Origin of the sequence: Mycobacterium gastri, from assembly GCF_002102175.1 — a bacterium.
Classification (GTDB): domain Bacteria; phylum Actinomycetota; class Actinomycetes; order Mycobacteriales; family Mycobacteriaceae; genus Mycobacterium; species Mycobacterium gastri.
In genome coordinates this window covers 24180-46559 of sequence record NZ_LQOX01000103.1, presented here as the reverse complement: position 1 = coordinate 46559, position 22380 = coordinate 24180, and the positions used below count along the sequence as shown (strand labels likewise).

Genomic DNA, 22380 nt, shown 5'->3' with positions numbered 1-22380 from the left:
TATCGAGTGGGTAGTTCGGAGCTTAGCGATTCGACCCCCGGTTCGCCTGATCGCCGAGGTGGGGCGGGGTCCTTGGGAAATGACCACCGGCCCTAATAGGGCGGATGGGCAAAGTTGCAGAATAGGCGTCATGACGCCGATGGATGATCTTCTAGGGCCTGATCCGATCCTGCTTCCCGGCGACAGTGACGCAGAGGCCGAGCTGCTGGCCGGAGAAAACCCGGGCATCGTCGCCGCCGCACATCCGTCGGCGTCGGTGGCCTGGGCGGCGTTGGCCGAGGAGGCGCTCGGCGACGACAAGGCCATCACCGCCTACGCCTACGCCCGTACGGGCTACCACCGGGGCCTGGACCAGTTGCGTCGCAACGGCTGGAAGGGCTTCGGTCCGGTGCCCTATTCGCACCAGCCCAATCGAGGCTTTCTGCGCTGCGTGGCGGCGCTGGCGCGAGCCGCCGACGCCATCGGGGAAACCGACGAGTACGACCGGTGCCTGGACCTGCTGGACGACTGCGACCCCGCCGCGCGCCCGGCGCTGGGCCTCTGACCGGGTTGGTCACCGCAGGTCATCGACGACGTAGATGTAGGCGGGTGCGTCGGGTCGGTGCATCGACACGCCGTACAACTCGGCTGTGAAGCCGCGACGGAGCATGCTCCGATACGCCAGGCCACGATTGAGGTTGACGCCCGCTTCCACTCGGCGCATGCCCTGTTGCACGGCAAGCGTTTCGCAGGCATCCAACAACTGCCCGAAGACGTGGTCGGCTGGTGCCCTCGGGCTGACGGCGGCGAACTTGATGTAGCAGGTGTCGGCGCCGGCCTCGGTACCGGTGTCCAGGTGACAGACCGCGAATGCGTCCACCGAGTCGCCGCTACCGAGCGGCACGGTGTCGCCCAATTGCTGGGCGTCGACCGACTCAATTTCGGCGCTGACGCCAGGCCGGCGTAGATGTCGTCGGTCAGGGCACGACAGGCGTCGATCAGACCGTTCCGTTCGCCGGCTCCGGCCTGCGAGGGCCTGGTGAACGAGACGGCCGCCGGCTCGGCGGCTGTCGTGGCGAGCAGCCCGGTCAAGAACCGAGGCCAGAAGCCGAACTTCTGGTACAAGTGGATGTGGCCAGGGCTGTGGGCGAACGTGAAGAGCTCCGCCGCGGTCACGTTCCACGAGTCGATCAGATCCATCGTGGCGGTCATCAACTGCTGGGCGATGCCTTGATTCCACAGCTGCGGTGTCACTGTCAGCGGTCCGAAGAACGCGAAACTGCCCCACCTGGTCACGAAATTCGAACCCACCACGGCGCCGTTCACCTCGGCGGCGAGCGCGGCATCCGGATCGGCACGCCAACGCGTCCGGACGTACTCACGGTCCGCCCAGAAGGTCTGCGGGTCGGGCACCCTCATGAACGTCGCGAATGCTCGTCGGCAGATTGCGCTCGCCGTCGGCAGGTCGGCTTCACGCGGCGAACGAATCAGGCGATCAGTCATGGTTACAGGTTGGCAGCGCAGTATCCGGCATCCTCGGGCAGCTCTACCTGAACGGTGGCGTGCTTCAACCCCCGGGCGTAGAGCACCGCACGCGCGTCCCGCAGCACTGTGGTCAACTGGCCGTCGCTGGTCAGGTGCGCGGTGACCATGTCCTTACCCGGCGAAAGTGTCCACACGTGCAGGTCGTGCACGTCGGTCACGCCGTCCAGGGAGTACAGCGCAGTACGGAGTTCCGACACGTCGATGTGGCTGGGCGACGACTCGGAAAGGATGCGCAATGCCGCGCGGGCCAGCGACAGCGCCCTGGGCGCTACCCACAGCGCGACCAGCACGGCCACCACCACGTCGGCGTAGGGCCAGCGCGTCGTGACGGTCACCACGCCGGCGATCAACACGCCGAAGCTGCCGACGGTATCGGCCACGACTTCTGTGTAGGCGCCCTTGACCGCCAGGCTGCCCTCGGAGTGGGGCCGCAACAGCATCGCCACGACGAAGTTGGCGACCAGGCCCGACAGCGCCACCACGATCATCGGCATCCCGGGTACCGCGGGAGTCTCGCGAAGACGGTCCACCGCTTCGTAGAGGATGAATAGCGCGACCCCGATCAGCAGCACCGCGTTGGCTACCGCGGTGAACACCTCGGCTCGATGCCAGCCGAAGGTGCGATCCGGTGACGAGCTGCCCCGCCTGGCCAGCACGACGGCGGCCAGCCCCATGAACACCGCGACGACGTCGGTCAGCATGTGTCCGGCGTCGGCCAGCAGCGCGATCGAGTTGATCAGCAGCGCGGTGGTCAGCTCCACCACGAAGAACGCCGCCAGGATGGCCGCGGCCGCGATCATCCGCGGGATCATCCGCGTGGCGCTCGCCGCTGTAGTCGTGTGACTGTGATTGTGGCCGGCTCCCATGAGCATCAATATATGCATAATCACGCATGTATTGCAACGAGGTCAGATCCAGCGGCTCCAAAATCGGGTCAGCGAATTGCCGGCCGCCGCGAGCAGGTGCGGCACACCGGAGAGGTCGAACAGCCAGCCCACCACTCCGAACAGCCACTGGTTCAACACCGGCGCCAGCAGCACGAACAGCAGGATGAAGACACCGAACTGCTTGGCCGGCGCCAGCGCCCGCTGCGTCTCCGGACTCAGATGCGGCTCCAAGGCGTCGTAACCGTCCAGGCCCGGGATCGGCAGCAGGTTCAGCACCACCGCCATGATCTGCAGAAAGCCCAGGAACGCCACCCCGGCCCACAGCACCAAGTGGTGCTGGTCGTAGAGCAACCGGGTTGCGGTCAGCAGCAGCACCGCCAGCGCCAGGTTGGCCGCCGGTCCGGCCAGGCTGACCAGACTGCGACGGGTCGGCGTCATGAACCACGTCCGCAGGTAGACCGCAGCGCCCGGCAGGCCGATTCCACCTAAAGCGATGAACACCATCGGCAACAGCAGCGACATGGCCGGATGGCTGTAGCGCAGCGGGTCCAGCGTCAGATAGCCCCGCACCGCGGCGTCGTGGTCGCCGAATCGCCAGGCGGTGAACGCATGCGCGAACTCGTGCAGGCACAGCGAGACCAACCAGCCGGCGATCACGAAGGTGAACACTCCGGCATAGGCCAATGGCCGCACACTGGCCCCGGCCAGCCAGGCCAGCCCCCCACCAACGGCCGTCAGCGCGACCAGGCCCAGAAAGATCGGGCTGGGTCGCACCGACTCGTGCAGGCCCATCTTTCTCACCGGTCGAAAACTACCGGACGAGCAGCCAGCCTTCGACGTGGCGGTAGAACGACGCTCGCCGCACCGATCGGGGTGCGGCGACACCGTCGCGCACCACCACCGCGCCGGTGGTGCCCAGCTGGGCTGCGCGGCCGCTGACCCAGCGGCGCCACGGTCGGGTGTCGAGGGCGGCCCGTAGCCCAGGCAGCTGCAACGTCGGCTCGATGCACACCCCGGCGACCTCGCCGTCGAACAGCACGGTGTCGTCGACGACGGCCTCGCCATGCAGCTGCGGCCCAGCGGCCGGCAACCAACTGGCCCGGCCGACGATCACCGTCCCGGTCTCGTCGCGGATCAGCGGCACCCGATGGGCCGTGCCCCGCCGGGCGCGTCGCGCCGCCCGGCGCCCGGCGCCCAACCGGTAAACCCGGGTGGCTCTGGTACGCCGGCTGGTTGCGTAGCCCACCTCGATGTCGAGCCGGTCGGCGCGTAACAGCCGGGTCAGTACCCCGGCCAGGTCAGCGTCATCGCCGATCACGACGAGCCGCCGATAGCAGTGCACTGCGGCGTCGAGGTCGTCGGGCCGGTGCGTCGGCAGGCCGGTCAACGCGGCGGGCGTGGGCCGATCACCGAACACCAATACCGCGGTGCTGGGCGGTTTCGCCCCGTTATGCATGGTTCCTCGCAAACCGCTGGGTAGGGTAAGTCACCGGCTGGACCACAATAGGCGGGCACAACCCGCGAGACGAGGTGGGAGCGCGTCATGCCGGCAATCGTCCTCATCGGCGCCCAGTGGGGCGACGAGGGCAAGGGTAAAGCCACCGATCTGCTCGGGGGGCGGGTGCAGTGGGTGGTGCGTTACCAGGGCGGCAACAACGCCGGGCACACCGTCGTGCTGCCGACCGGCGAGAACTTCGCGTTGCACCTCATCCCGTCGGGTGTGCTGACGCCCGGGGTCACCAACGTCATCGGCAACGGTGTGGTGATCGACCCCGGTGTGCTGCTCGACGAGCTGCACGGCCTGGAGGAGCGGGGGGTCGACACCTCCAAGCTGCTGATCTCGGCCGACGCGCATCTGCTGATGCCGTACCACGTGGCCATCGACAAGGTGACCGAGCGCTACATGGGCAGCAAGAAAATCGGCACCACCGGCCGCGGCATCGGGCCCTGCTACCAGGACAAGGTGGCCCGGATGGGGATCCGGGTCGCCGACGTGCTCAACCCCGAGCAGCTGGCCCATAAGGTCCAGGCCGCGCTGGAGTTCAAGAACCAGGTGCTGGTGAAGATCTACAACCGCAAGGCCCTGGAGCCGGCGCAGGTGGTCGAATCGCTGCTGGAGCAGGCCGACGGTTTCCGCCATCGCATCGCCGACACCCGGCTGCTGCTCAACAATGCGCTCGATGCCGGCGAAACGGTGTTGCTGGAAGGCTCCCAGGGCACGCTGCTCGATGTCGACCACGGCACCTACCCCTATGTGACGTCGTCGAACCCGACCGCGGGCGGGGCGGCCGTGGGCTCCGGCATCGGCCCCACCCGGATCCGCACGGTGCTGGGCATCCTCAAGGCCTACACCACCCGCGTCGGCTCGGGCCCGTTCCCGACCGAGCTGTTCGACGAATCCGGGGAATACCTGTCCAAGACCGGCGGCGAATTCGGGGTGACCACCGGCCGGCGCCGGCGCTGCGGCTGGTTCGACGCTATCGTCGCGCGCTACGCCACCCGGGTCAACGGCATCACCGACTTCTTCCTGACCAAGCTCGACGTGCTGTCCAGCCTGGAAACGGTGCCGGTATGTGTCGGCTATCGGATCGACGGAAAGCAGGCCGACGAGATGCCGATGACCCAGAGTGATCTGTGCCGTGCCGAGCCGGTTTACCAGGAGCTGCCGGGATGGTGGGAGGACATCTCCGCCGCGCGCGACTTCGACGACCTGCCCGCCAAGGCTCGTGACTACGTGCTGCGACTGGAAGAGCTTGCCGGAGCACCGGTTTCGTGCATCGGTGTCGGCCCCGGACGGGATCAGACCATCGTGCGCCGCGACGTCCTGGCGGCCCGCCCGTGACGCACTATTCCTCCCTGGGGTCAGACGGATGCCCCGAAGAAGAAGATCCCGAATACCAGCACCACGGCGGCTTTCCGGAATACGGCCCGGCCAGCCCCGGCGCGGGTTTCCGCCGTTTCGTGACGACGATGCGCCGCTTGCAGGACCTGGCGGTGTCGGCGGACCCGGGTGACAACGTGTGGGACGAGGCCGCCGAGCGCGCCGACGCGCTGGTCGGGCTGCTGGGCCCGTTCCAGGCGGAGGAAGGCAAGGGGCCGGCCGGGCGGACCCCCGATTTGCCGGGCATGGGCAGCCTGTTACTGCCGCCGTGGACGTTGACCCGCTACCGGCCCGAGGGTGTGGAAATGACGGGTTCGTTCAGCCGATTTCATGTCGGAGGCAACAACGCGGTGCACGGTGGCGTGCTGCCGTTGCTCTTCGACCACATGTTCGGCATGGTTTCGCATGCGGCCGGGCGGCCGATCAGCCGGACGGCCTTCCTGCACGTCGACTACCGCAAGATCACCCCGATCGATGCGCCGCTGATGATACGGGGACGAGTGACGCGTACCGAGGGCCGCAAGGCGTTCGTGTCGGCGGAGTTGTTGGAATTGGTCGACGCCGGCGAAACGGTGTTGGCCGAAGGCACCGGCCTGATGGTGCGGCTGCTTCCCGGACAGCCCTGAGGGAGCTACTGGCTTTGGCTCGGGTTGGGTGGCACCACGATGATGGTCGCCCCCGGGATCGCCGCCAGCGTCGCGGCAAGGTTGGCTACCACGCCGGGCGGTAGACCGGACGGCAACCCCGGGATGTTCGTGCCGGCGGCCGCCGGGATCGAGGGTGTGTTCGCGGCGGGTCGGCCGGCCACCGCGGCCCCGCCGCCCGCTGCCGGCGCCGCCGCTGCCGGGGTCGACGAGGAGGCGCTGCCCCGGGCCGCCAGGCCCGCCAGGCTGGTCCCGGCCAAACCCGCCGCCGCCATGCCCGCATACCCGTCGTCCGAACCACCCGTCATGAACATCGGTGTGGTGCCGGGGAACATCGCGGCGACTTGGCGCACCGCCGGCGGAAGCATCCAGCTCTGCGGCACCGAAAGCCCGCCGATACTGGCCGAGGCGCCGGAAATCGCAGCGATCGGCGGCTGGGGCGGGGTGGTGATCCGGCCCGGCGGAATCGAGCTCCTTCCCCGACCCGCGGGGCTCTCGTCCGATTCCGGTGTGCAACCGGGTTCCTTCTCCCACTCGTCGACCATGTCGTGGCGATAGACCTCGCCCAGCTGCGCTCCCGATACGCTCAACGCGCCACCCGCGACCAGCACGGCTGCGAGCACAAGAAGGTCAAGATCCTCGAGGGGTCCAAGGGCTATGGAGGGGTCGATAGGTAAGACGGCTAGCGGGCCTGGTAAGGACGCCGCCGGGGCGGCTGCCGCCGCGGCCTGGGCAGCGGGTGCGGCGTCGGTCGCGGCTTCGCTCACCGGCTCGGCGCCGGTGGTTGTCGCCGGTGGGGCGACAAACGGTGGCAACTCCGCCGCGGCCGCCGAGCTGCCGGCGTAGCCGTCCATGGCGACAATATCCTGAGCCCACATTTCGCTGTAGTTGGCTTCGCTGGCGGCGATCGCCGGCGTGTTCTGGCCGAAGATGTTCGTCCGTGCCAGCGAGATCATGGTGCTGCGATTGGCCGCGATCTCCCCCGGGGGCACCGTCGCCGCATGCGCGGATTCGTATGCGTTGGCCGCGGCGACGGCCTGAGCCGCGGCCTGCTCGGCCTGGGCGGCAGTAGCCCTCATCCACGCTACGTAGGGAGCAGCCGCGGCCGCCATGGACAGCGCCGAGGCGCCCTGCCACTCCTCACCGGCGAGCCCGGAAATCACCGCTGAGTAGGACGCGGCCGTCGCGTTGAGTTCGTTGGCCAGTCGCCCCCAGGCCGTCGCCGCGTGCAGCAGCGGAGCTGCGCCGGGTCCGGCATACATCCTGGCGGAATTGATTTCCGGCGGCAGCGCCGCAAAGTCCATTCCGAGGGTCATCGCTGCGCCCCTCCCGGCCACGCGGCGCCGGCGTGGGTCGCCCCACCGGCCGCATCCACGGCAGGCGGTGTCATCACGAAAGGCATGAACTTCTCCTTGACGGAATTGCGCGGTCCGCGAAGGGCCTTTCTATTTCGGATGGCGCGAGTCACTGTCCATCACTCACCTGACCTACATCATCATGGACCAGGCAAACACCGGGCTGTGAGCAGAGTTACACAAAAGCGCGGCGAATGAGCGCAGAAGCGCCTTATCTCTTATCGAGCCCGCTATTACCGCGGGCAATAGCGCTCCCGGCACCGTTCCGCGCCAGCGCCCCTATCCTTGAGCAGCGGGACAACAACCGATTGAGAGGGTGGGCTGGTGACGGACGGCTTGACCGAGGGACGGGATGCGCTCACCGGTAAGGACGAGCGGCCGGCGGCCGGCGACGGTGCTGCCCGGGACGACAAAACGATGGCCTTGGAGGTGCCGCCCGCCGCAACCGGCCAGCCGGCCGCGGCCGAGCCCGAGGGCAGACCGCGGGTGCTGTTGCTGGGCTCGGACGAGCTGAGCCGGGAGCTGACAGTTGCGTTACAAGGTTTCGGCGCAGAGGTGATCGCCGCCGACGACCGTGCCGATGCGCCCGCGCACCGCGTCGCCGACCAGGCGCTGGTCGTCTCCATGACCGATGCCGACGAGCTGGCGGCCCTCTTCGCGCGGCTGCATCCGGACTTCGTGGTGACGCTCACCGAGGCGGTCAGTGTGGACGCACTCGATGCTCTCCAAGCCGGCCCAGCCGGCCCAGCCGGCCCAGCCGGCCAAGCCGGCCCAGCCCGGCAGGCTCAGTCTGACGGTTGGTACACCGAGCTGGTGCCCAGCGCCCGCAGCGTCCGGCTGACCCGTGACCGGGAAGGCCTGCGCAAGCTGGCCGCTGACGAGCTCGGCCTGCCTACCGCGCCGTTCTGGTTCGTCGGATCGCTTGCCGAACTCCAGGCGGTGGCCGCCCACGCCGGATACCCGTTGATAGTCAAACCCGTCGCCAAAGTGAGCGGTCGGGAGCGGTCGGTGGTCCGCGGGCCGGACGAGATCGAGCGTGCGTGGCACCGCGCGACCGGCGGTGAGCTCGCGGGTCCACACCCTAGGGTGTGGACCGAGACGGTGGTCGATATCCAGGTTCTGGTCACCCTGATCGTGGTGTGCAGTGACGGGCCGGCGGGACCGGAAATCACGTTCTGTGCGCCGGTCGGTTATCGCGGCGCAGACGATCGGGGTGACCGGGACCTGGAATCCTGGCAACCGCAGCAGCTGAGTACCGCCGCGCATGACGCGGCGAGGTCGATCGCCGCGCGCATCGTGAAGGCGCTCGGTGGACGGGGCGTCTTCAGCGTCGAATTGATGGTCAACGGAGACGAGGTGTACTTCGCCGACGTCACCGCGTGGCCGGGCGACAGCGCCTGGGTCACCCTGCGCAGCCAGCGGCTTTCCGCCTTCGAGCTGCAGGCCCGGGCCGTCCTGGGCCTCGGGGTGGACACGTTGATGGTGTCGCCGGGCGCTGCTCGGGTGGTCGGCCCGGGCCGGGCCGCCGCGGGCGTGGCGCCCAGTGCCGAGACGCTGACGGCCGCGCTGAGCGTCCCGGAAAGCGATGTCCGGGTGTTTACCAGTGCGCACCCCGGGAGGCCACGCAAGCTCGGTGTGGCGCTGGCTACCGCGGCCGACGTGGGGACCGCGCGCGGCCGCGCCCGGGACGTCGCCGACCGGCTCAGTATGCGAGACTCGGGCAAGTGAGCTACGCGGGAGACATAACGCCGCTCGAAGCATGGAAGATGCTCAGCGACAATCCTGAGGCTGTATTGGTGGACGTGCGGACCGCCGCCGAGTGGCATTTCGTCGGTGTGCCGGACTTATCCAGCCTTGGCCGTGACGTCGTCTACATCGAGTGGAACACCGTCGACGGGGCACGCAACCAGAACTTCGTCGCCGAACTGCAGGACGCCATCGCGCCCGCGGAAGGTCCGGGCGAGCGGCCGGTCGTTTTCCTGTGCCGCTCCGGTCAGCGCTCCATCGGCGCTGCCGAAGCCGCAACCCGCGCCGGGATCTCCCCGGCCTACAACGTGCTGGACGGCTTCGAAGGACACCTCGACGCCGAGGGGCATCGTGGTGTCGTCGGTTGGCGGGCAATCGGATTGCCCTGGAGGCAGGGGTGATCCGGTGACGGGGTGGCGGCGATGACCGGCGAACGTTCGGTCCGCACGCCCAAGCCGCTGCCCGACGGTGTCAGCCAGGCCACCATCGGCGTGCGCGGCGGGCTGTTGCGCTCGGGGTTCGACGAGACCGCCGAGGCGATGTATCTGACGTCCGGCTATGTCTACGAGTCGGCGGCGACGGCCGAGCAGTCGTTCAGCGGCGAGTTGGACCACTATGTTTACTCGCGCTACGGCAACCCCACCGTGTCCATGTTCGAGGAGCGGCTGCGGCTGATCGAGGGAGCGCCGGCCGCGTTCGCCACCGCCAGTGGCATGGCGGCGGTGTTCACCTCGCTGGGCGCGCTGCTGGCGGCGGGGGACCGGTTGGTGGCCGCGCGCAGCTTGTTCGGGTCGTGCTTCGTGGTGTGCGACGAGATACTGCCGCGCTGGGGTGTGGAGACGGTTTTCGTCGACGGCGACGACCTTTCGCAGTGGGAGCAGGCGCTGGCCGACCCCTCCAAGCCCACCCGAGCAGTGTTCTTCGAGACGCCGGCGAATCCCATGCAGTCGCTGGTGGATATCGCCGCGGTGACCGAGCTGGCACATGCCGCAGGTGCAAAAGTGGTGCTGGACAACGTTTTTGCCACGCCATTGCTGCAGCAGGGCTTTCCGCTCGGGGTCGACGTGGTGGTGTACTCGGGCACCAAGCACATCGACGGACAGGGCCGGGTGCTGGGCGGCGCCATCCTCGGTGACAAGGAGTACATCGACGGCCCGGTGCAGAAGCTGATGCGCCACACCGGACCGGCGATGAGCGCTTTCAATGCCTGGGTGCTGCTGAAAGGCCTTGAGACACTTGCGGTTCGGGTCGAACACAGCAATTCCTCGGCGTTGCGGATCGCGGCGTTCCTGGAAGCCCATCCCGCGGTGAGTTGGGTGCGCTACCCGTTTTTGCCGTCGCATCCGCAGTACAACCTGGCCAGGCGCCAAATGTCCGGCGGCGGAACCGTCGTCACCTTCGCGCTGGACGCTCCGGAGAGTGCGGCCAAACAACGGGCGTTCGAGGTGCTCGACAAGCTTGCGCTGATCGACATCTCCAACAACCTGGGGGACGCGAAATCGCTTGTCACGCATCCGGCTACCACGACGCACCGGGCGATGGGCCCGGAGGGCCGCGCCGCCATCGGCCTGGGCGACGGCGTGGTCCGCATCTCGGTCGGCCTGGAAGGCACCGACGACCTGATCGCCGATCTGGACCGGGCGTTGAGCTAGCAGCCCGGGTCAGTCACGTTGTTGGGATCATGGAGTGTGCTCGACGCGCGAGCCTGCATCCAGGGCGTCCACTCTGCGCCGAGAGCGCTGCGGAGTGCTTGGATTCAAGTGCGATTTCGTCGCCCTCAGCGCAGAATGAAAACCTGACCCCGGTTGGGCTGCGCCGGACCCGCGTGAACCGTTACTGGCCCGCGCTCCTAATTCCTAATCGGCCAGTCACCGGTTATCGGTGGCGGGAGTGCCCGCCTACTTGACAATCCGCCCGCCACCGACATCGCCAAGGCAGTGACGGCCGCGGCGCCATCCGAGTCGCAACTTAACCGGCGGCTCGCTGTTCGGCTCTTTCGGCCTGTTCGGCGGCGGCCAGCGCGCCTTCTTCGGCCCGCGCCTGGACATAGCGCATCGCCAGCCTGGCGTAGACCATCTGGCTGGTGATGGCCATCTGCCCGCGCGTGCGGCCCAGGAAGGCCAGCCCCCAGGAGAATGCGGCGGCAATGCGATTGCGGTGGCCCACCAGGTACAGCAGATGCAGCAGCAGCCACGCCAGCCAGGCGAAGAAGCCGGCGAACTCCACCTTGCCGATCTTGGTGACGGCGCTGAAATGGGAGATGAGGGCCATGCTGCCCTTGTTGAAATAGTGGAATGGCTTGCGGTTGGCCGGGTCGTCGTGGCCTTTCACGGCGTGCTTGATGATCGTGGTGGCATAACGTGCCCCCTGGATGGCGCCCTGGGCCATCCCGGGTACGCCCGGCACCGACATCAAGTCACCGACAACGAAGACGTACGGGTGTCCCTTGACGGTGAGGTCGGGTTCCACGACCACCCGTCCGGCGCGGTCGGTTTCGGTTCCCTCGGACTGTTCGGCCACCATCTTGCCCAGCGGGCTGGCCTGCACGCCGGCCGCCCACACCTTGCACGCGCAGTCGATGCGGCGCTCGGTGCCGTCTTTGTCCCTGACCGTGATGCCCTTGTAATCCACGGCGGTCACCATCGCGTTCAGCTGGACTTCGACGTCCATCTTCTCGAGCTTCCGTTGCGCCTTGAGGCCCAACTTCGGGCCCATCGGCGGCAGTACCGCGGGCGCTGCGTCGAGCAGGATCACCCGGCACTCGCTGGGCGTAATGGTTCGAAATGCCCCGGCTAGGGTGCGCTCGGCGAGTTGGACAATCTCCCCGGCGAGTTCCACACCGGTGGGGCCGGCCCCGACCACGACGAAGGTCAGCCGGCGTTCGCGCTCGGCATGGTCGGTGGCGACTTCGGCGGCCTCGAACGCGCCCAGGATGCGGCCGCGCAGCTCCAAGGCATCGTCGATGGTCTTCATGCCGGGCGCGAAGATGGCGAAATCGTCGTTGCCGAAATAGGACTGCTGCGCACCGGCCGCCACGATGAGACTGTCGAACGGCGTGACCGTCCTCATGTCCATCAATTTCGACGTGACCGTTTTCGCGTTCAGGTCCATGCCGATGATCTCACCCAGCAATACCCGCACGTTCTTTTGGTTGCGCAGGATCAGCCTGGTGGTCGGGGCGATGTCACCCTCGGACAAGATTCCGGTGGCCACTTGGTACAACAGCGGCTGGAACAAATGGGTGGTCGTCTTGGAAATGAGGGTGACGTCGACGTCGGCCCGTTTGAGCCTCTTGGCGGCGGTCAGACCGCCGAAACCGCTGCCGATGATGACGACGTGATGGCGCCTGCCGACGGACGAGCCTTCGCTGGGTGGGGGCGTCATGGTCCTCCTTCAGTTTCGTCATTCGCTGCGACAGTCTCAGGGCCACTGCGGCGCATGTACACCGTACGACTTCGCCCGGCTAAGGTCGATTGTTTCCGGACCCAACCGTGTGCCGAGCACCGTCTCGGTCTGCTTTCCGGTCGGATTCCCGAGCAAACCTATTGCCAGCCAGTCTCGTTCGTTTCGTGACGTTATAGGACGGGTGCCGTCGCGATGAATGGCGGCGCCATTCCGCAGAGTGCCACAACGGTTGCAATATACGGCAGGGGGTACACAGCTGCCGCCTCGGACATCCGGCAAGCGGGCAGTGCCTCGAGGCTGCTTGGCGGCCTGAACGGCCGCGACGTCACGGGCCGGGGCACCGCCCACGGTGATACCGCGCCCGCTGTTCGGCGGTTGAGCCAGCCGGGCCCGGTGCGTCGCGACCGACCGGGTGACGAGGACTAGGCGAGGACTAGGCGCGGACTAGGCGGGTCTAGTTCACGGCCAGCCGCTGGCGTTGTCCGCGTATCTGGCGTTGAGTCCGGTGCAGAAATCCGCGGAGGTGCCGGCGAGCAAGACGTAGTAGACCTCGGTGCGACGCAGATCGCCGTCGGTCGGGGTAGTCCAGCCGTTGTTACACATGGCGTTTTCGCCGCCCGCCGTCGACCGGCGCCAATTGGTCTTGACGCAGCTGACCAACGCGTCGACGTTGGGAGTGGTGCTCTTGGCCGTGACCAACATCGCGCCTCCCCATTGCCCGTCGGCCCGTCGGTAGGCGCGTGCCGCGAACGGGGAGCCCGAGCCCGTGCCGTCGCTCTGGCACGCCAACGCGCGGCGCAGCAGCACGAAGGGTGCGGCCAACTGCGGGTTGGTCACCGCGGCGGCCGCGGTGATGAATTGCGCCGCGTCCGAGCCGTCGACCTCTTGGACGTCCGGGTTGGCGAGGTTGGTCAGTTGCTGCGAAATGCCCGGCGCTGCGACGGCGCCGTCGATGTTCGGTCCGCTGCCGGTGGAGGTCATCGGCGGCAGCGTAACGGTGGGGTCGGCGGTGGCCGTGGAGGTTACCGCCAGGGCGCTCACGGACAGCCCGAACACAGCGACGGCGACAACGATCCGGTGTGACATAAGCCCATCATCTACCGTCGCGGCGCCAATAGTGGGCCAGATTCGGCAGGAGGGCCCGGCTGAACCATCGGGCCACCTGCCTGGGCCGGCACCGGGTCAGCGGAATGCTGCCAGGCCGGTGAAGGCCTGGCCGAGCACCAGCTGGTGCATCTCGGGGGTGCCCTCGTAGGTCAGCACCGATTCCAGGTTGACCATGTGCCTGATCACCGGGTACTCCAGCGATATTCCGTTGCCGCCCAGGATCGTCCGCGCGGTCCGGCAGATCTCGATCGCTTCGCGGGTGTTGTTGAGCTTGCCGAAGCTGACCTGTTCGGGACGCAGGCCGACACGGTCTTTGAGGCGTCCGAGATGCAGCGCGAGCAGCTGGCCCTTGTGCAGTTCGACGGCCATGTCGACGAGCTTTGCCTGAGTCAACTGGAAGCCGGCGATGGGACGGCCGAATTGGGTGCGCTGCATCGCGTAGTCCAGCGCGGACTGCCACGCGGCGCGCGCCGCACCCATTGCGCCCCAGACGATTCCGTAACGCGCCTCGGACAGGCAGGCCAGCGGCGCCCGGAGTCCAATAGCGTTGGGCAGCATCGCTTCGGCGGGCAGCCGGACGCTGTCGAGCACCAACTCGCTGGTGATCGACGCCCGCAGCGACAGCTTGTGGTGAATGGTGTTGGCGGCAAAGCCCGGGGTGTCGGTGGGCACGACAAAGCCGCGGATCCCCTCGTCGGTGCCGGCCCACACGATCGCGACGTCGGCGACCGAACCGTTGGTGATCCACATCTTTCGCCCGTCGAGCAGCCAATCCGAGCCATCACGTCGTGCCCGCGTTTTCATGGCGGCCGGATCGGACCCGGCGTCGGGCTCGGTCAGCCCGAAACAGCCGACCAGCTCACCGGCCGCCATGCCGGGCAGCCACTGTTGCTTCTGCTCCTCGGAGCCGTTGTGCCAGATCGCGAACATCGCCAGCGAACCCTGCACCGACACCAGCGACCGGATGCCGGAATCGGCGGCTTCGAGCTCCAGGCAAGCCAGGCCGTAGTGGACCGCGGACGAACCCCCACATCCGTAGCCGTGCAGATGCATTCCCAGCAGGCCGAGTTGACCGAACTGCTTGGCCAGGTCGCGGGCCACCGGCAGGTCGCCGTCCTCGAACCACTCGGCGACGAACGGTGTCACGTGCTCGGCGCAGAATTGCCGTACGGTGTCGCGCACCGCGAGCTCGTCGGCGGACAGCGACGCGTCCAGCCCGAGCGGGTCGTAGCGGTCGAAGGCGGGCGGTGTGTCGGTGCTCATGAACCCCATCCTGCCCGGCCCGGTAATCTCGCTGCATGCAACCGCGGCGCAGGCTGTGCTGGCTGGGCTCGTTGGCCACCGACGTGGTCGCCGTCCTGATCTTCTGCACCCTCGGGCGCCGCAGCCATGCCGAGGGCATCAGTGTCAGTGGCGTCGCGACGACGGCATGGCCGTTCCTCAGCGGGACCCTTGCCGGATGGCTGGTGTCGCGTGGTTGGCGACGGCCCACCAGCGTGATACCCACCGGGGTGATTGTCTGGATCGGCACCGTCGCGGTCGGCATGGTGTTGCGCAAGGCCAGCTCGGCCGGTGTGGCGGTGAGTTTCGTCGTGGTCGCCTCGTCGGTCACCGGCGTGTTGCTGCTTGGTTGGCGTGCGGCCGCCGGGCTGCTGCTGCGCCGCCGCTCGGATGCTTGACGGTGCTTGACGAGGCTTGACGAGGCGCTGCAAGGTGAGGCCCGATGGTACGCACCGATGACGACGACTGGGATCCGGCCACCGGCGTCGGGGTAACCGCCACCTTCGGCGCCACCGCCAGGGCCGTCGCCGCCGGCGCCGGGTTGCTCAACGATCCGTTCGCCGAACCGCTGGTACGCGCCGCGGGAGTGCCGTACTTCACCCGGATTATCGACGGAGATCTGGACGAGGCCGACGAGGCCGACAACCGGACAACGGCCGGGCTCATCGACATCCTGGTGACGCACACCCGGTTCCTGGACGGTTTCCTTGCCGACGCCTGCCGGGCGGGGATTCGTCAGGCGGTGATCCTGGGGTCGGGCCTGGACGCCCGGCCGTACCGGCTGTGGTGGCCACCGGGGACAACGGTGTACGAGATAGACCAGCCCCGAGTGATCGAATTCAAGACTGGTTTGCTGCACGGGCTGGGGGCCAAGCCGACCGCGCACCGCCGTGCGGTCGGCATCGACCTTCGTCAGGATTGGCTGGCGGCCTTGTGGCGGGTCGGTTTCGACGCGGACCAGCCCACGGTGTGGATTGCCGAGAACCTGCTCGTAGGCTACCTGCCGCCGGGCGGGCAGGAGCGGTTGCTGACCGACGTCACCGCGGTGAGCGCGGTCGGCAGCCGGTTCGCCGCCGATCACATGCCCACGTGGACACCGTTGCAGCAGAAGGCGGGACGGGCTTTCGTCGACCGCTGGCGAAAGTTCGGCCTGGACGTGGACCTGGCCGCGCTGACGTATCCGGGTGAATACCGTTATCTGCCGGAATGGTTGGCATCCCACGGCTGGGAGACAGTGGAACGCGACGTCGTCGAGCTGTTCGGCGCGATGGGAATGCCGGGCCGCTGGAGTGTCCGGCCCCGTGACGTGGCGATCACCCCCAGGTATGTCACCGCGACGCTGGTGTAGAGCTGACATGACGGATCTGCTGCATCTGGCTGTCGCGCTGGACGGGTACGGCTGGCACCCGCAAGCCTGGCGGGCCACCGCGGCGGTCGAGTCCCGGTCGGTGCTCAGCGGGGATTACTGGGCCGACGTGGCGGTCATCGCCGAACGGGGGCTGCTCGACTTTCTGACCATCGAAGACACCCTGATGCCGCAGCCCGGCCGGCGCGAGCGGATCGATCCGCGACGCCTGGCCGGACGCGCCGACGCCGTGCTGGTCGCGGCACGCATCGCCCCGGCGACCCGGCACATCGGTCTGGTCCCGGTGGCCACAGTCACCCACACCGAGCCCTTCCACATCTCGAAAGCCATTGCCACGCTTGACTTTGTGTCGCACGGCCGGGCCGGCTGGCAGCCGAGGGTCAGTGTTACCACCCACGAGGCGGCCCTGTTCGGCCGGCGCTCGGTGAACCCCGACGAGCTGTTCGACGAAGCCCGGGATTACGTCGAGGTGGTGCGCCGGCTCTGGGACAGCTGGGAAGATGACGCGGTGATCCGCGACGTGGCCACGGGACGCTACATCGACCGGGACAAATTGCACTACATCGACTTCGCCGGTAAGTACTTCTCGGTCAAGGGCCCGTCGATAACGCCGCGACCGCCGCAGGGCCAGCCGGTGGTGGCCGCCCTGGCGCACGCGGTGCCCGTCTATGAATTCGCCGCCGCCACGGCGGATGTCGTCTTCATCACGCCGGCCGACGACACGCTGGGAAGCATCCTCGACGACGTGCGCGCCGCCGGCGGGCAGCTGAAAGTGTTTGCCGATGTGGTTGTTTCCTTCGACGGCGCCGGCGACTTCCGCTCCGATGCGCTGGTCTTCCCGGGCAGCGCATCGGATTTGGTTGAGTTGCTGCTGAATTGGCAACGCCTCGGCATCGACGGTGCGCGGCTGCGGCCGGCGGTGAACGCCTTCGACCTTCCGGTGATCATCGACGAGGTGGTGCCGCTGCTGCAGCGCGCCGGCCGGTTCCGGAGCGGGTATCGCGACACTGAAACGCTGCGCCAGCGCCTCGGCCTGCCGCCGGCGCCCAACCGATACGCGGCGGTGAACCGGTGATCCCGTTGTCGGTCTTGGACTTGTCGCCGATCAGCGCCGGCAGCGACGCCGCGACGGCGTTGCGCAACACCGTCGAGTTGGCTCAGCAGGCCGAGCGGTGGGGCTATCGTCGCTTCTGGATCGCCGAGCACCACTTCGTCGCCGTCGCCAGCGCCGCACCGGCAGTGCTGATCGGTCAAATTGCCGCGGCTACCAATCGGATTCGGGTGGGGTCGGCCGCAGTCCAGCTCAGCCACACCACCGCCGCCGCGGTGGTGGAAAGCTTTGGCATGCTTGACGCCTTCTATCCCGGGCGCATCGATCTGGGCCTGGGCCGGTCCGCGCAGCGACGCGGCGTCAAGCCGAGAGACCCGGCCAAACCTCGCACACCGCGACCGCCGGCGCACTGGCGCGAGGTCGACGGTGTGGTGATCCCGCCGCCGTTTGACCTGCGCACCCTGCTGGCAAGCGGCCGGGTGCAGGCCACCATGGCGATCCTGCAGCAGCCCGAGGCGATCGCACCCGACTTCGCCGAGCAGGTCGGCGACATCATCGCCATGCTGGCCGGCACCTACCGGGTGGACGGCTTCGACGTGCACGCGGTGCCCGGCGAAGGGGCCTCGCTGACCCCGTGGATCTTCGGCAGCAGCAAGGGGCGCAGTGCCCAGCTGGCCGGCGCGCTGGGACTGCCGTTCGTGGCCAGCTATCACCTCACCCCGGCCACCGCGCTGGACGCCGTCGACGCCTACCGCGCCGCCTTCGTGCCGTCGGCGACGCTGCCGCGGCCATATGTCGTGGTGTCGGCGGACGTCGTGGTCGCCGACGACACCACCACCGCCCGCCACCTGGCATCTGGTTACGGGCACTGGGTCTACTCCATCCGGGCCGGCGGCGGCGCCATCCCCTATCCCGACCCCGCCGATTGCGCTCCGCTGACCGACGAGCAGCGCGCCGTGGTCATCGACCGGTTGGCAACGCAATTCGTCGGCAGCCCGGAGGAGGTCGCGCGGCGGTTGCACGCACTGCAACGGGTCACCGGCGCCGACGAACTCGTCATCACCTCGGTGACGCACCGGCACCGGGATCGACTGCGATCACATGAATTGATTGCGCGGCATTGGGGGCTAACCTCGTGAGCCGCAAGCCCATTCACCTGGCCGCGCATTTTCCCGGAGTCAACAACACCACCGTGTGGACCGATCCGAATGCCGGCAGCCAGATCGAATTCGACTCGTTCGTGCATTTGGCCCGCACCGCCGAGCGCGGCCTGTTCGACTTCTTCTTCCTGGCCGAGGGACTGCGGTTACGGGAGCACCGCGGCCGGATCTACGACCTGGACGTGGTGGGCCGGCCGGACACCTTCAGCGTGCTGGCGGCGCTGGCCGCCGTCACCGACCGGATCGGCCTGACCGGAACCATCAACACCACCTTCAACGAACCATTCGAAGTGGCGCGGCAATTCGCCACGCTCGACCAGCTGTCCGACGGCCGCGCCGGCTGGAACATCGTCACCTCGTCGGACGCGTTCACCGGTGCCAACTTCCGACGCGGCGGCTTTCTCGACCATGCCGACCGCTACGCGCGGGCCGAGGAGTTCCTGGCGGTCGCCCGGAGGTTCTGGGACAGCTGGGCGCCCGGCGCGGTGCCGGCCGACGTCGAGAACGGCGTCTACCTCGACCCGGACCGCATCCGCCGCGTCGAATACTCGGGCACCCACTTCGAGGTACGCGGTTTCGCCACGCTTCCGGCTGGACCGCAGGGGCATCCGGTGCTGCTGCAAGCCGGCGACTCCGCGGCGGGACGGGCATTTGCGGCCCGCCGCGCCGACGCCGTGTTCACCCTGCACACGTCGCTGGAGGAGGGTCAGCGCTACTACGCAGACATGAAGGCCCGGGCACGCTCCTACGGCCGGGACCCCAACCAGCTCAAGGTATTTCCGGCAGTGACCGTTGTCATCGCAGACACCGATGCGCAGGCGCAGGACAAGGCGCGACACATCCGCCGGCAACAGGTCAGCGGCCCCACCGCGATCGCGATGCTCGAGCAGGTGTGGGGCCGTGACCTGTCAGGCTACGACCCGGACGGCCCGTTGCCCGATGTGGAGCCGATCGCCTACAGCACCATCAGCCAGGGGCGGGTGCGCCACGTGGACCCCGTTGTGCTGGCCCGTCGGTATCGGGATAAGGCCGCGGCGGAAGACCTCTCGATCCGAGAACTCGTCATCGCCGTCACCAGCCGTCAGCAGTTCGTCGGCAGTCCGGCGCATATTGCCGACGAAATCGACCGCTACGTCCAGGCCGACGCGTGCGACGGGTTCATTCTGGTGCCGCATCTGACACCGCACGGCCTGGACGAATTCGTCGAACGGGTGGTGCCGCTGTTGCAGGAGCGCGGCGCGTTTCGCACCGAGTACGCCGGTGCGACCTTGCGCGCGCATCTGGGCCTGGCGCCGGGCCCGCAGCTGTAAGGATTCCGCAAACGCCGCCATTGACCGCGGCGCCATGGCGCAATAGTGCATCGACAACCGTGGGTGACAATATGCCGGTGATCGACGCTGCCGAGAAAGCCACCTGAATGTCAAGCAGCACAACGATACCCGGTGTCAGTGTCGTGGCACAGGACGGCAGCGCGGTCCCGGATGCCCAGCTGCGCAGGTCGATGCTGGCCACCGTTGCCCACAATCTCGCCCCCAGCGGGCAGGCCATCATCGAATGGGTGCCGCCCTCGCACATGGCGTCCCGGCCACCGGGCTGGACCAAGACAGTGACGTCCGGGCAAGCAGCAGCGCGCTGACGATCCACTCCAACGCCGGCGGCGTCACGACGGGTGAGTTCATCTTGACGGCCGCCGGCCGGCGATGGCACCAGTCGCTCGTGCTGCAGCGCGTCAGCCCGGCGACCGTGCGAGACGACCTGACGGCGGCCGGGCTCGTCCTGACGACCGCCGCGCCCAATTCGACGCGGTGGTTGCTGGCGAAGCGAGCTGAAAATCGCGTCGTCCCTGAATCGGGAAGGAGGTGATCGAGGTGACTACGAGCAATTGTTCTGCGACGTGGAAATGACCTGCGCGAGCGTCTGGTTCGGGGCGGGCGAACTAGCGGAGTGAGCGGGTCGCCCTTGATCAGCGGGCGAACGCTCCCGCTCGCTGCAGGGCTTCATCGGTGGCCGCACGGATCGGGCCGCGCCACAGCTCACCGTGACCGGGCGCCAGGATCTCGGTTTCCAGCAGCGCCAGCGCCGACAGGCTGCGGATGCAGTTCTGCTGGCTGTGGCTGAACACCGCCGGCAGCAGCTGCGGCCCGCCGCAGCGCAGCAGGGGATGACCGGTGATCAGGGCGTCGCCGCTGGCCAGTACGCCGTCGACCAGATACGAGCAATGCCCGTTCGTGTGCCCGGGGGTGAAGATCGCCATCGGATGGCCCGGCAGCCCCGCCGCCACCTCGGCGGTCAATGGCTGTGTCGTCGGGATGCCGTCGCGGACCAGGCCGCCGTTGCGCACCACGTGAACGGTCCACACCGCCCAGCGGGGTCGCCAGATGCGCAGTGCGACATCGATTATCGACACCTGCTCCAGGTACTCGCGCTTGGCGTGCCCGACCTCGTCGGCATGGCAGTACACCGGGGTGTGATGCTCTCGAGCGAACCAGATCGCGGTGCCCAAGTGGTCGATGTGCGCGTGGGTCAGCAAAATCGCGCGCACATCCCCGGGCTGATAGCCCAACAGGCGCAGCGACCCCAGCACCTCCTCGCGATCGCCGGGATAACCGGCGTCGATCAACATCACCCCGGTGTCGTCGGTGACCAGCACCCAGTTGACCGCGTGCCCATGGGCGAAGTGAACCTTCTCGGTAACCTGAACAAGCTCCGTCTTCAGCTGGTGGGCCATGTCTTCTCCTACGTCAAGGCATTGCCAGCCCGATAACCGCGCGATCAGCTTAACGGCCGCAACGCGTTTGAGCGTCAACAACCGATTATCGCCACGGCCGGACCCTGGTCCGGGCCGTCCGGAGAACAATCGGGGCGCCGTTCGGCCGCAGCGCTCACACCTGGTTTCGGTGCGGCACCGACACCGGCTCCCTGGGTCCAGGAGTAGGTGCAGGAGTAGAAAGAACGAGTGGCTGAACTCAAACTCGGATACAAGGCATCGGCTGAACAATTCGCCCCGCGCGAGCTCGTCGAGCTTGCCGTCGCCGCCGAAGCGCACGGCATGGACAGCGCCACCGTCAGTGACCATTTCCAGCCGTGGCGCCACAAGGGCGGGCACGCGCCGTTCTCGTTGTCGTGGATGACTGCCGTCGGCGAACGCACGACGCGGCTGCTGCTGGGCACTTCGGTGCTCACGCCGACCTTCCGCTACAACCCCGCCGTCATCGCGCAGGCCTTCGCCACCATGGGTTGTCTGTACCCGGGCCGGGTCTTCCTCGGCGTGGGCACCGGCGAGGCGCTGAACGAGATCGCCACCGGATACGAAGGGGTCTGGCCGGAATTCAAGGAGCGGTTCGCCCGGCTGCGCGAATCGGTGCGGCTGATGCGCGAACTATGGCGAGGCGACCGTGTGGATTTCGACGGCGAGTACTACCGGCTCAAAGGCGCCTCGATCTACGACGTGCCCGAGGGCGGCGTGCCGGTCTACATCGCCGCCGGCGGTCCGGCGGTGGCCAAATACGCCGGACGCGCCGGTGACGGCTTCATCTGCACGTCCGGCAAGGGCGAAGAGCTCTACACCGAAAGGCTGATCCCGGGCGTCTTGGAAGGGGCGGCCGCGGCCAACCGCGACGCCGACGACGTCGACAAGATGATCGAAATCAAGATCTCCTACGACCCCGATCCCGAGCTGGCTTTGCAGAACACCCGGTTCTGGGCGCCGCTGTCGCTGACCGCCGAACAAAAGCACAGCATCGACGACCCGATCGAGATGGAGAAGGCCGCCGACGCCCTGCCGATCGAGCAGATCGCCAAACGCTGGATCGTGGCCTCCGACCCGGACGAGGCCGTGGAGAAGGTGGGCCAGTACGTGACGTGGGGCCTCAACCACCTGGTGTTCCACGCGCCCGGGCACGACCAGCGCCGGTTCCTGCAGCTATTCGAAACGGACCTGGCGCCCCGGCTACGGCGGCTGGCCTGAAAGGCG

The 22380-nt window shown here is 67.9% G+C and carries 23 protein-coding genes and 1 pseudogene; 14 read left to right on the top strand and 10 right to left on the bottom strand.

What is annotated here, in order from left to right; translation table 11 throughout:
* The first annotated feature begins 130 nt into the window (after positions 1–130).
* Positions 131–544, top strand: coding sequence for a DUF3151 domain-containing protein (locus tag AWC07_RS11850; RefSeq protein ID WP_036411254.1), 414 nt, complete (start codon positions 131–133; stop codon positions 542–544).
* A gap of 9 nt (positions 545–553) precedes the next feature.
* Here the strand turns inward: AWC07_RS11850 and AWC07_RS28095 are convergent, their stop codons facing one another.
* Positions 554–895 carry a hypothetical protein gene (locus tag AWC07_RS28095; protein ID WP_051507880.1) on the bottom strand — a complete coding sequence of 114 codons (342 nt, stop codon included), beginning with the start codon at positions 893–895 and terminating at the stop codon, positions 554–556.
* A gap of 123 nt (positions 896–1018) precedes the next feature.
* Here AWC07_RS28095 and AWC07_RS28090 point away from each other — a divergent pair, with 123 nt between their 5' ends.
* Positions 1019–1213, top strand: coding sequence for a hypothetical protein (locus tag AWC07_RS28090; RefSeq protein WP_208622406.1), 195 nt, complete (start codon positions 1019–1021; stop codon positions 1211–1213).
* On the opposite strand, the pseudogene AWC07_RS29800 reads toward AWC07_RS28090, so the two are convergent.
* The 4 genes and pseudogenes from AWC07_RS29800 to AWC07_RS11830 all read right to left on the bottom strand — a co-directional run.
* Positions 1144–1398: pseudogene (locus tag AWC07_RS29800) on the bottom strand (GNAT family N-acetyltransferase); the annotation flags it as partial. The gene AWC07_RS28090 and the pseudogene AWC07_RS29800 overlap by 70 nt on opposite strands.
* Before the next feature lie 86 nt (positions 1399–1484).
* Complete coding sequence (locus tag AWC07_RS11840) at positions 1485–2390, bottom strand: cation diffusion facilitator family transporter (protein ID WP_085105080.1); 906 nt, start codon at positions 2388–2390, stop codon at positions 1485–1487.
* Positions 2391–2432: 42 nt separating this feature from the next.
* The gene (locus AWC07_RS11835) at positions 2433–3203 is read right to left on the bottom strand and encodes a site-2 protease family protein (protein WP_036410516.1); all 771 of its coding nucleotides are present in this window, start codon (positions 3201–3203) and stop codon (positions 2433–2435) included.
* A 19-nt stretch (positions 3204–3222) separates the two neighbouring features.
* Complete coding sequence (locus AWC07_RS11830; RefSeq protein WP_036410514.1) at positions 3223–3867, bottom strand: hypothetical protein; 645 nt, start codon at positions 3865–3867, stop codon at positions 3223–3225.
* Between the two features lie 87 nt (positions 3868–3954).
* Here AWC07_RS11830 and AWC07_RS11825 point away from each other — a divergent pair, with 87 nt between their 5' ends.
* Together AWC07_RS11825 and AWC07_RS11820 are read left to right on the top strand one after the other, a co-directional pair.
* A complete protein-coding gene (locus AWC07_RS11825; protein WP_036410512.1) occupies positions 3955–5253 on the top strand; it encodes an adenylosuccinate synthase in 1299 nt (432 codons plus the stop codon).
* 14 nt (positions 5254–5267) lie between these two features.
* The gene (locus AWC07_RS11820) at positions 5268–5918 is read left to right on the top strand and encodes a PaaI family thioesterase (protein ID WP_139829662.1); all 651 of its coding nucleotides are present in this window, start codon (positions 5268–5270) and stop codon (positions 5916–5918) included.
* Between the two features lie 5 nt (positions 5919–5923).
* Here AWC07_RS11820 and AWC07_RS11815 read toward each other — a convergent pair whose 3' ends face one another.
* Positions 5924–7240, bottom strand: a complete 1317-nt coding sequence (locus AWC07_RS11815; RefSeq protein ID WP_036410530.1) for a PPE family protein — start codon at positions 7238–7240, stop codon at positions 5924–5926.
* Positions 7241–7615: 375 nt separating this feature from the next.
* Here AWC07_RS11815 and purT point away from each other — a divergent pair, with 375 nt between their 5' ends.
* The 3 genes from purT to AWC07_RS11800 are packed head-to-tail and all read left to right on the top strand — an operon-like array spanning position 7616 to position 10689.
* On the top strand, positions 7616–9019 hold the full coding sequence (gene purT, locus AWC07_RS11810; protein ID WP_036410508.1) for a formate-dependent phosphoribosylglycinamide formyltransferase: 1404 nt from the start codon (positions 7616–7618) through the stop codon (positions 9017–9019).
* Entirely contained in the window at positions 9016–9438 is a 423-nt protein-coding gene (locus tag AWC07_RS11805; protein ID WP_036410505.1) for a rhodanese-like domain-containing protein, read from the top strand. The genes purT and AWC07_RS11805 overlap by 4 nt, the downstream gene beginning before the upstream one ends.
* 21 nt (positions 9439–9459) lie before the next feature.
* A complete protein-coding gene (locus tag AWC07_RS11800; RefSeq protein ID WP_036410528.1) occupies positions 9460–10689 on the top strand; it encodes an O-succinylhomoserine sulfhydrylase in 1230 nt (409 codons plus the stop codon).
* Between the two features lie 316 nt (positions 10690–11005).
* Here AWC07_RS11800 and AWC07_RS11795 read toward each other — a convergent pair whose 3' ends face one another.
* From AWC07_RS11795 to AWC07_RS11785, 3 genes are all read right to left on the bottom strand, one after another.
* Complete coding sequence (locus AWC07_RS11795) at positions 11006–12421, bottom strand: NAD(P)/FAD-dependent oxidoreductase (RefSeq protein WP_051507839.1); 1416 nt, start codon at positions 12419–12421, stop codon at positions 11006–11008.
* A 480-nt stretch (positions 12422–12901) separates the two neighbouring features.
* Complete coding sequence (locus tag AWC07_RS11790; RefSeq protein WP_036410503.1) at positions 12902–13528, bottom strand: hypothetical protein; 627 nt, start codon at positions 13526–13528, stop codon at positions 12902–12904.
* A 96-nt stretch (positions 13529–13624) separates the two neighbouring features.
* Positions 13625–14812 (bottom strand): acyl-CoA dehydrogenase, encoded by a 1188-nt coding sequence (locus AWC07_RS11785; protein ID WP_036410522.1) that lies wholly within the window; start codon positions 14810–14812, stop codon positions 13625–13627.
* A gap of 35 nt (positions 14813–14847) precedes the next feature.
* Between AWC07_RS11785 and AWC07_RS11780 the strand changes: the two genes are divergently transcribed.
* The 6 genes from AWC07_RS11780 to AWC07_RS26840 all read left to right on the top strand — a co-directional run bounded on the left by AWC07_RS11780 (position 14848) and on the right by AWC07_RS26840 (position 20043).
* Positions 14848–15228 (top strand): DUF3054 domain-containing protein, encoded by a 381-nt coding sequence (locus AWC07_RS11780; RefSeq protein WP_036410500.1) that lies wholly within the window; start codon positions 14848–14850, stop codon positions 15226–15228.
* A gap of 44 nt (positions 15229–15272) precedes the next feature.
* Positions 15273–16178 (top strand): SAM-dependent methyltransferase, encoded by a 906-nt coding sequence (locus AWC07_RS11775; RefSeq protein WP_051507838.1) that lies wholly within the window; start codon positions 15273–15275, stop codon positions 16176–16178.
* Positions 16179–16185: 7 nt separating this feature from the next.
* Entirely contained in the window at positions 16186–17271 is a 1086-nt protein-coding gene (locus AWC07_RS11770) for an LLM class flavin-dependent oxidoreductase (RefSeq protein ID WP_036410498.1), read from the top strand.
* Positions 17268–18386: an LLM class flavin-dependent oxidoreductase gene (locus AWC07_RS11765; RefSeq protein ID WP_036410495.1), complete on the top strand. Its 1119-nt coding sequence runs from the start codon at positions 17268–17270 to the stop codon at positions 18384–18386. The genes AWC07_RS11770 and AWC07_RS11765 overlap by 4 nt, the downstream gene beginning before the upstream one ends.
* The gene (locus AWC07_RS11760; RefSeq protein ID WP_036410492.1) at positions 18383–19717 is read left to right on the top strand and encodes an NtaA/DmoA family FMN-dependent monooxygenase; all 1335 of its coding nucleotides are present in this window, start codon (positions 18383–18385) and stop codon (positions 19715–19717) included. The genes AWC07_RS11765 and AWC07_RS11760 overlap by 4 nt, the downstream gene beginning before the upstream one ends.
* A gap of 107 nt (positions 19718–19824) precedes the next feature.
* Positions 19825–20043: a hypothetical protein gene (locus AWC07_RS26840; RefSeq protein WP_139829655.1), complete on the top strand. Its 219-nt coding sequence runs from the start codon at positions 19825–19827 to the stop codon at positions 20041–20043.
* 327 nt (positions 20044–20370) lie between these two features.
* On the opposite strand, the gene AWC07_RS11750 is transcribed toward AWC07_RS26840, so the two are convergent.
* The gene (locus AWC07_RS11750; RefSeq protein ID WP_036410489.1) at positions 20371–21135 is read right to left on the bottom strand and encodes an MBL fold metallo-hydrolase; all 765 of its coding nucleotides are present in this window, start codon (positions 21133–21135) and stop codon (positions 20371–20373) included.
* Between the two features lie 228 nt (positions 21136–21363).
* Between AWC07_RS11750 and fgd the strand changes: the two genes are divergently transcribed.
* A complete protein-coding gene (gene fgd / locus AWC07_RS11745; RefSeq protein WP_085105079.1) occupies positions 21364–22374 on the top strand; it encodes a glucose-6-phosphate dehydrogenase (coenzyme-F420) in 1011 nt (336 codons plus the stop codon).
* Positions 22375–22380 lie beyond the last annotated feature (6 nt).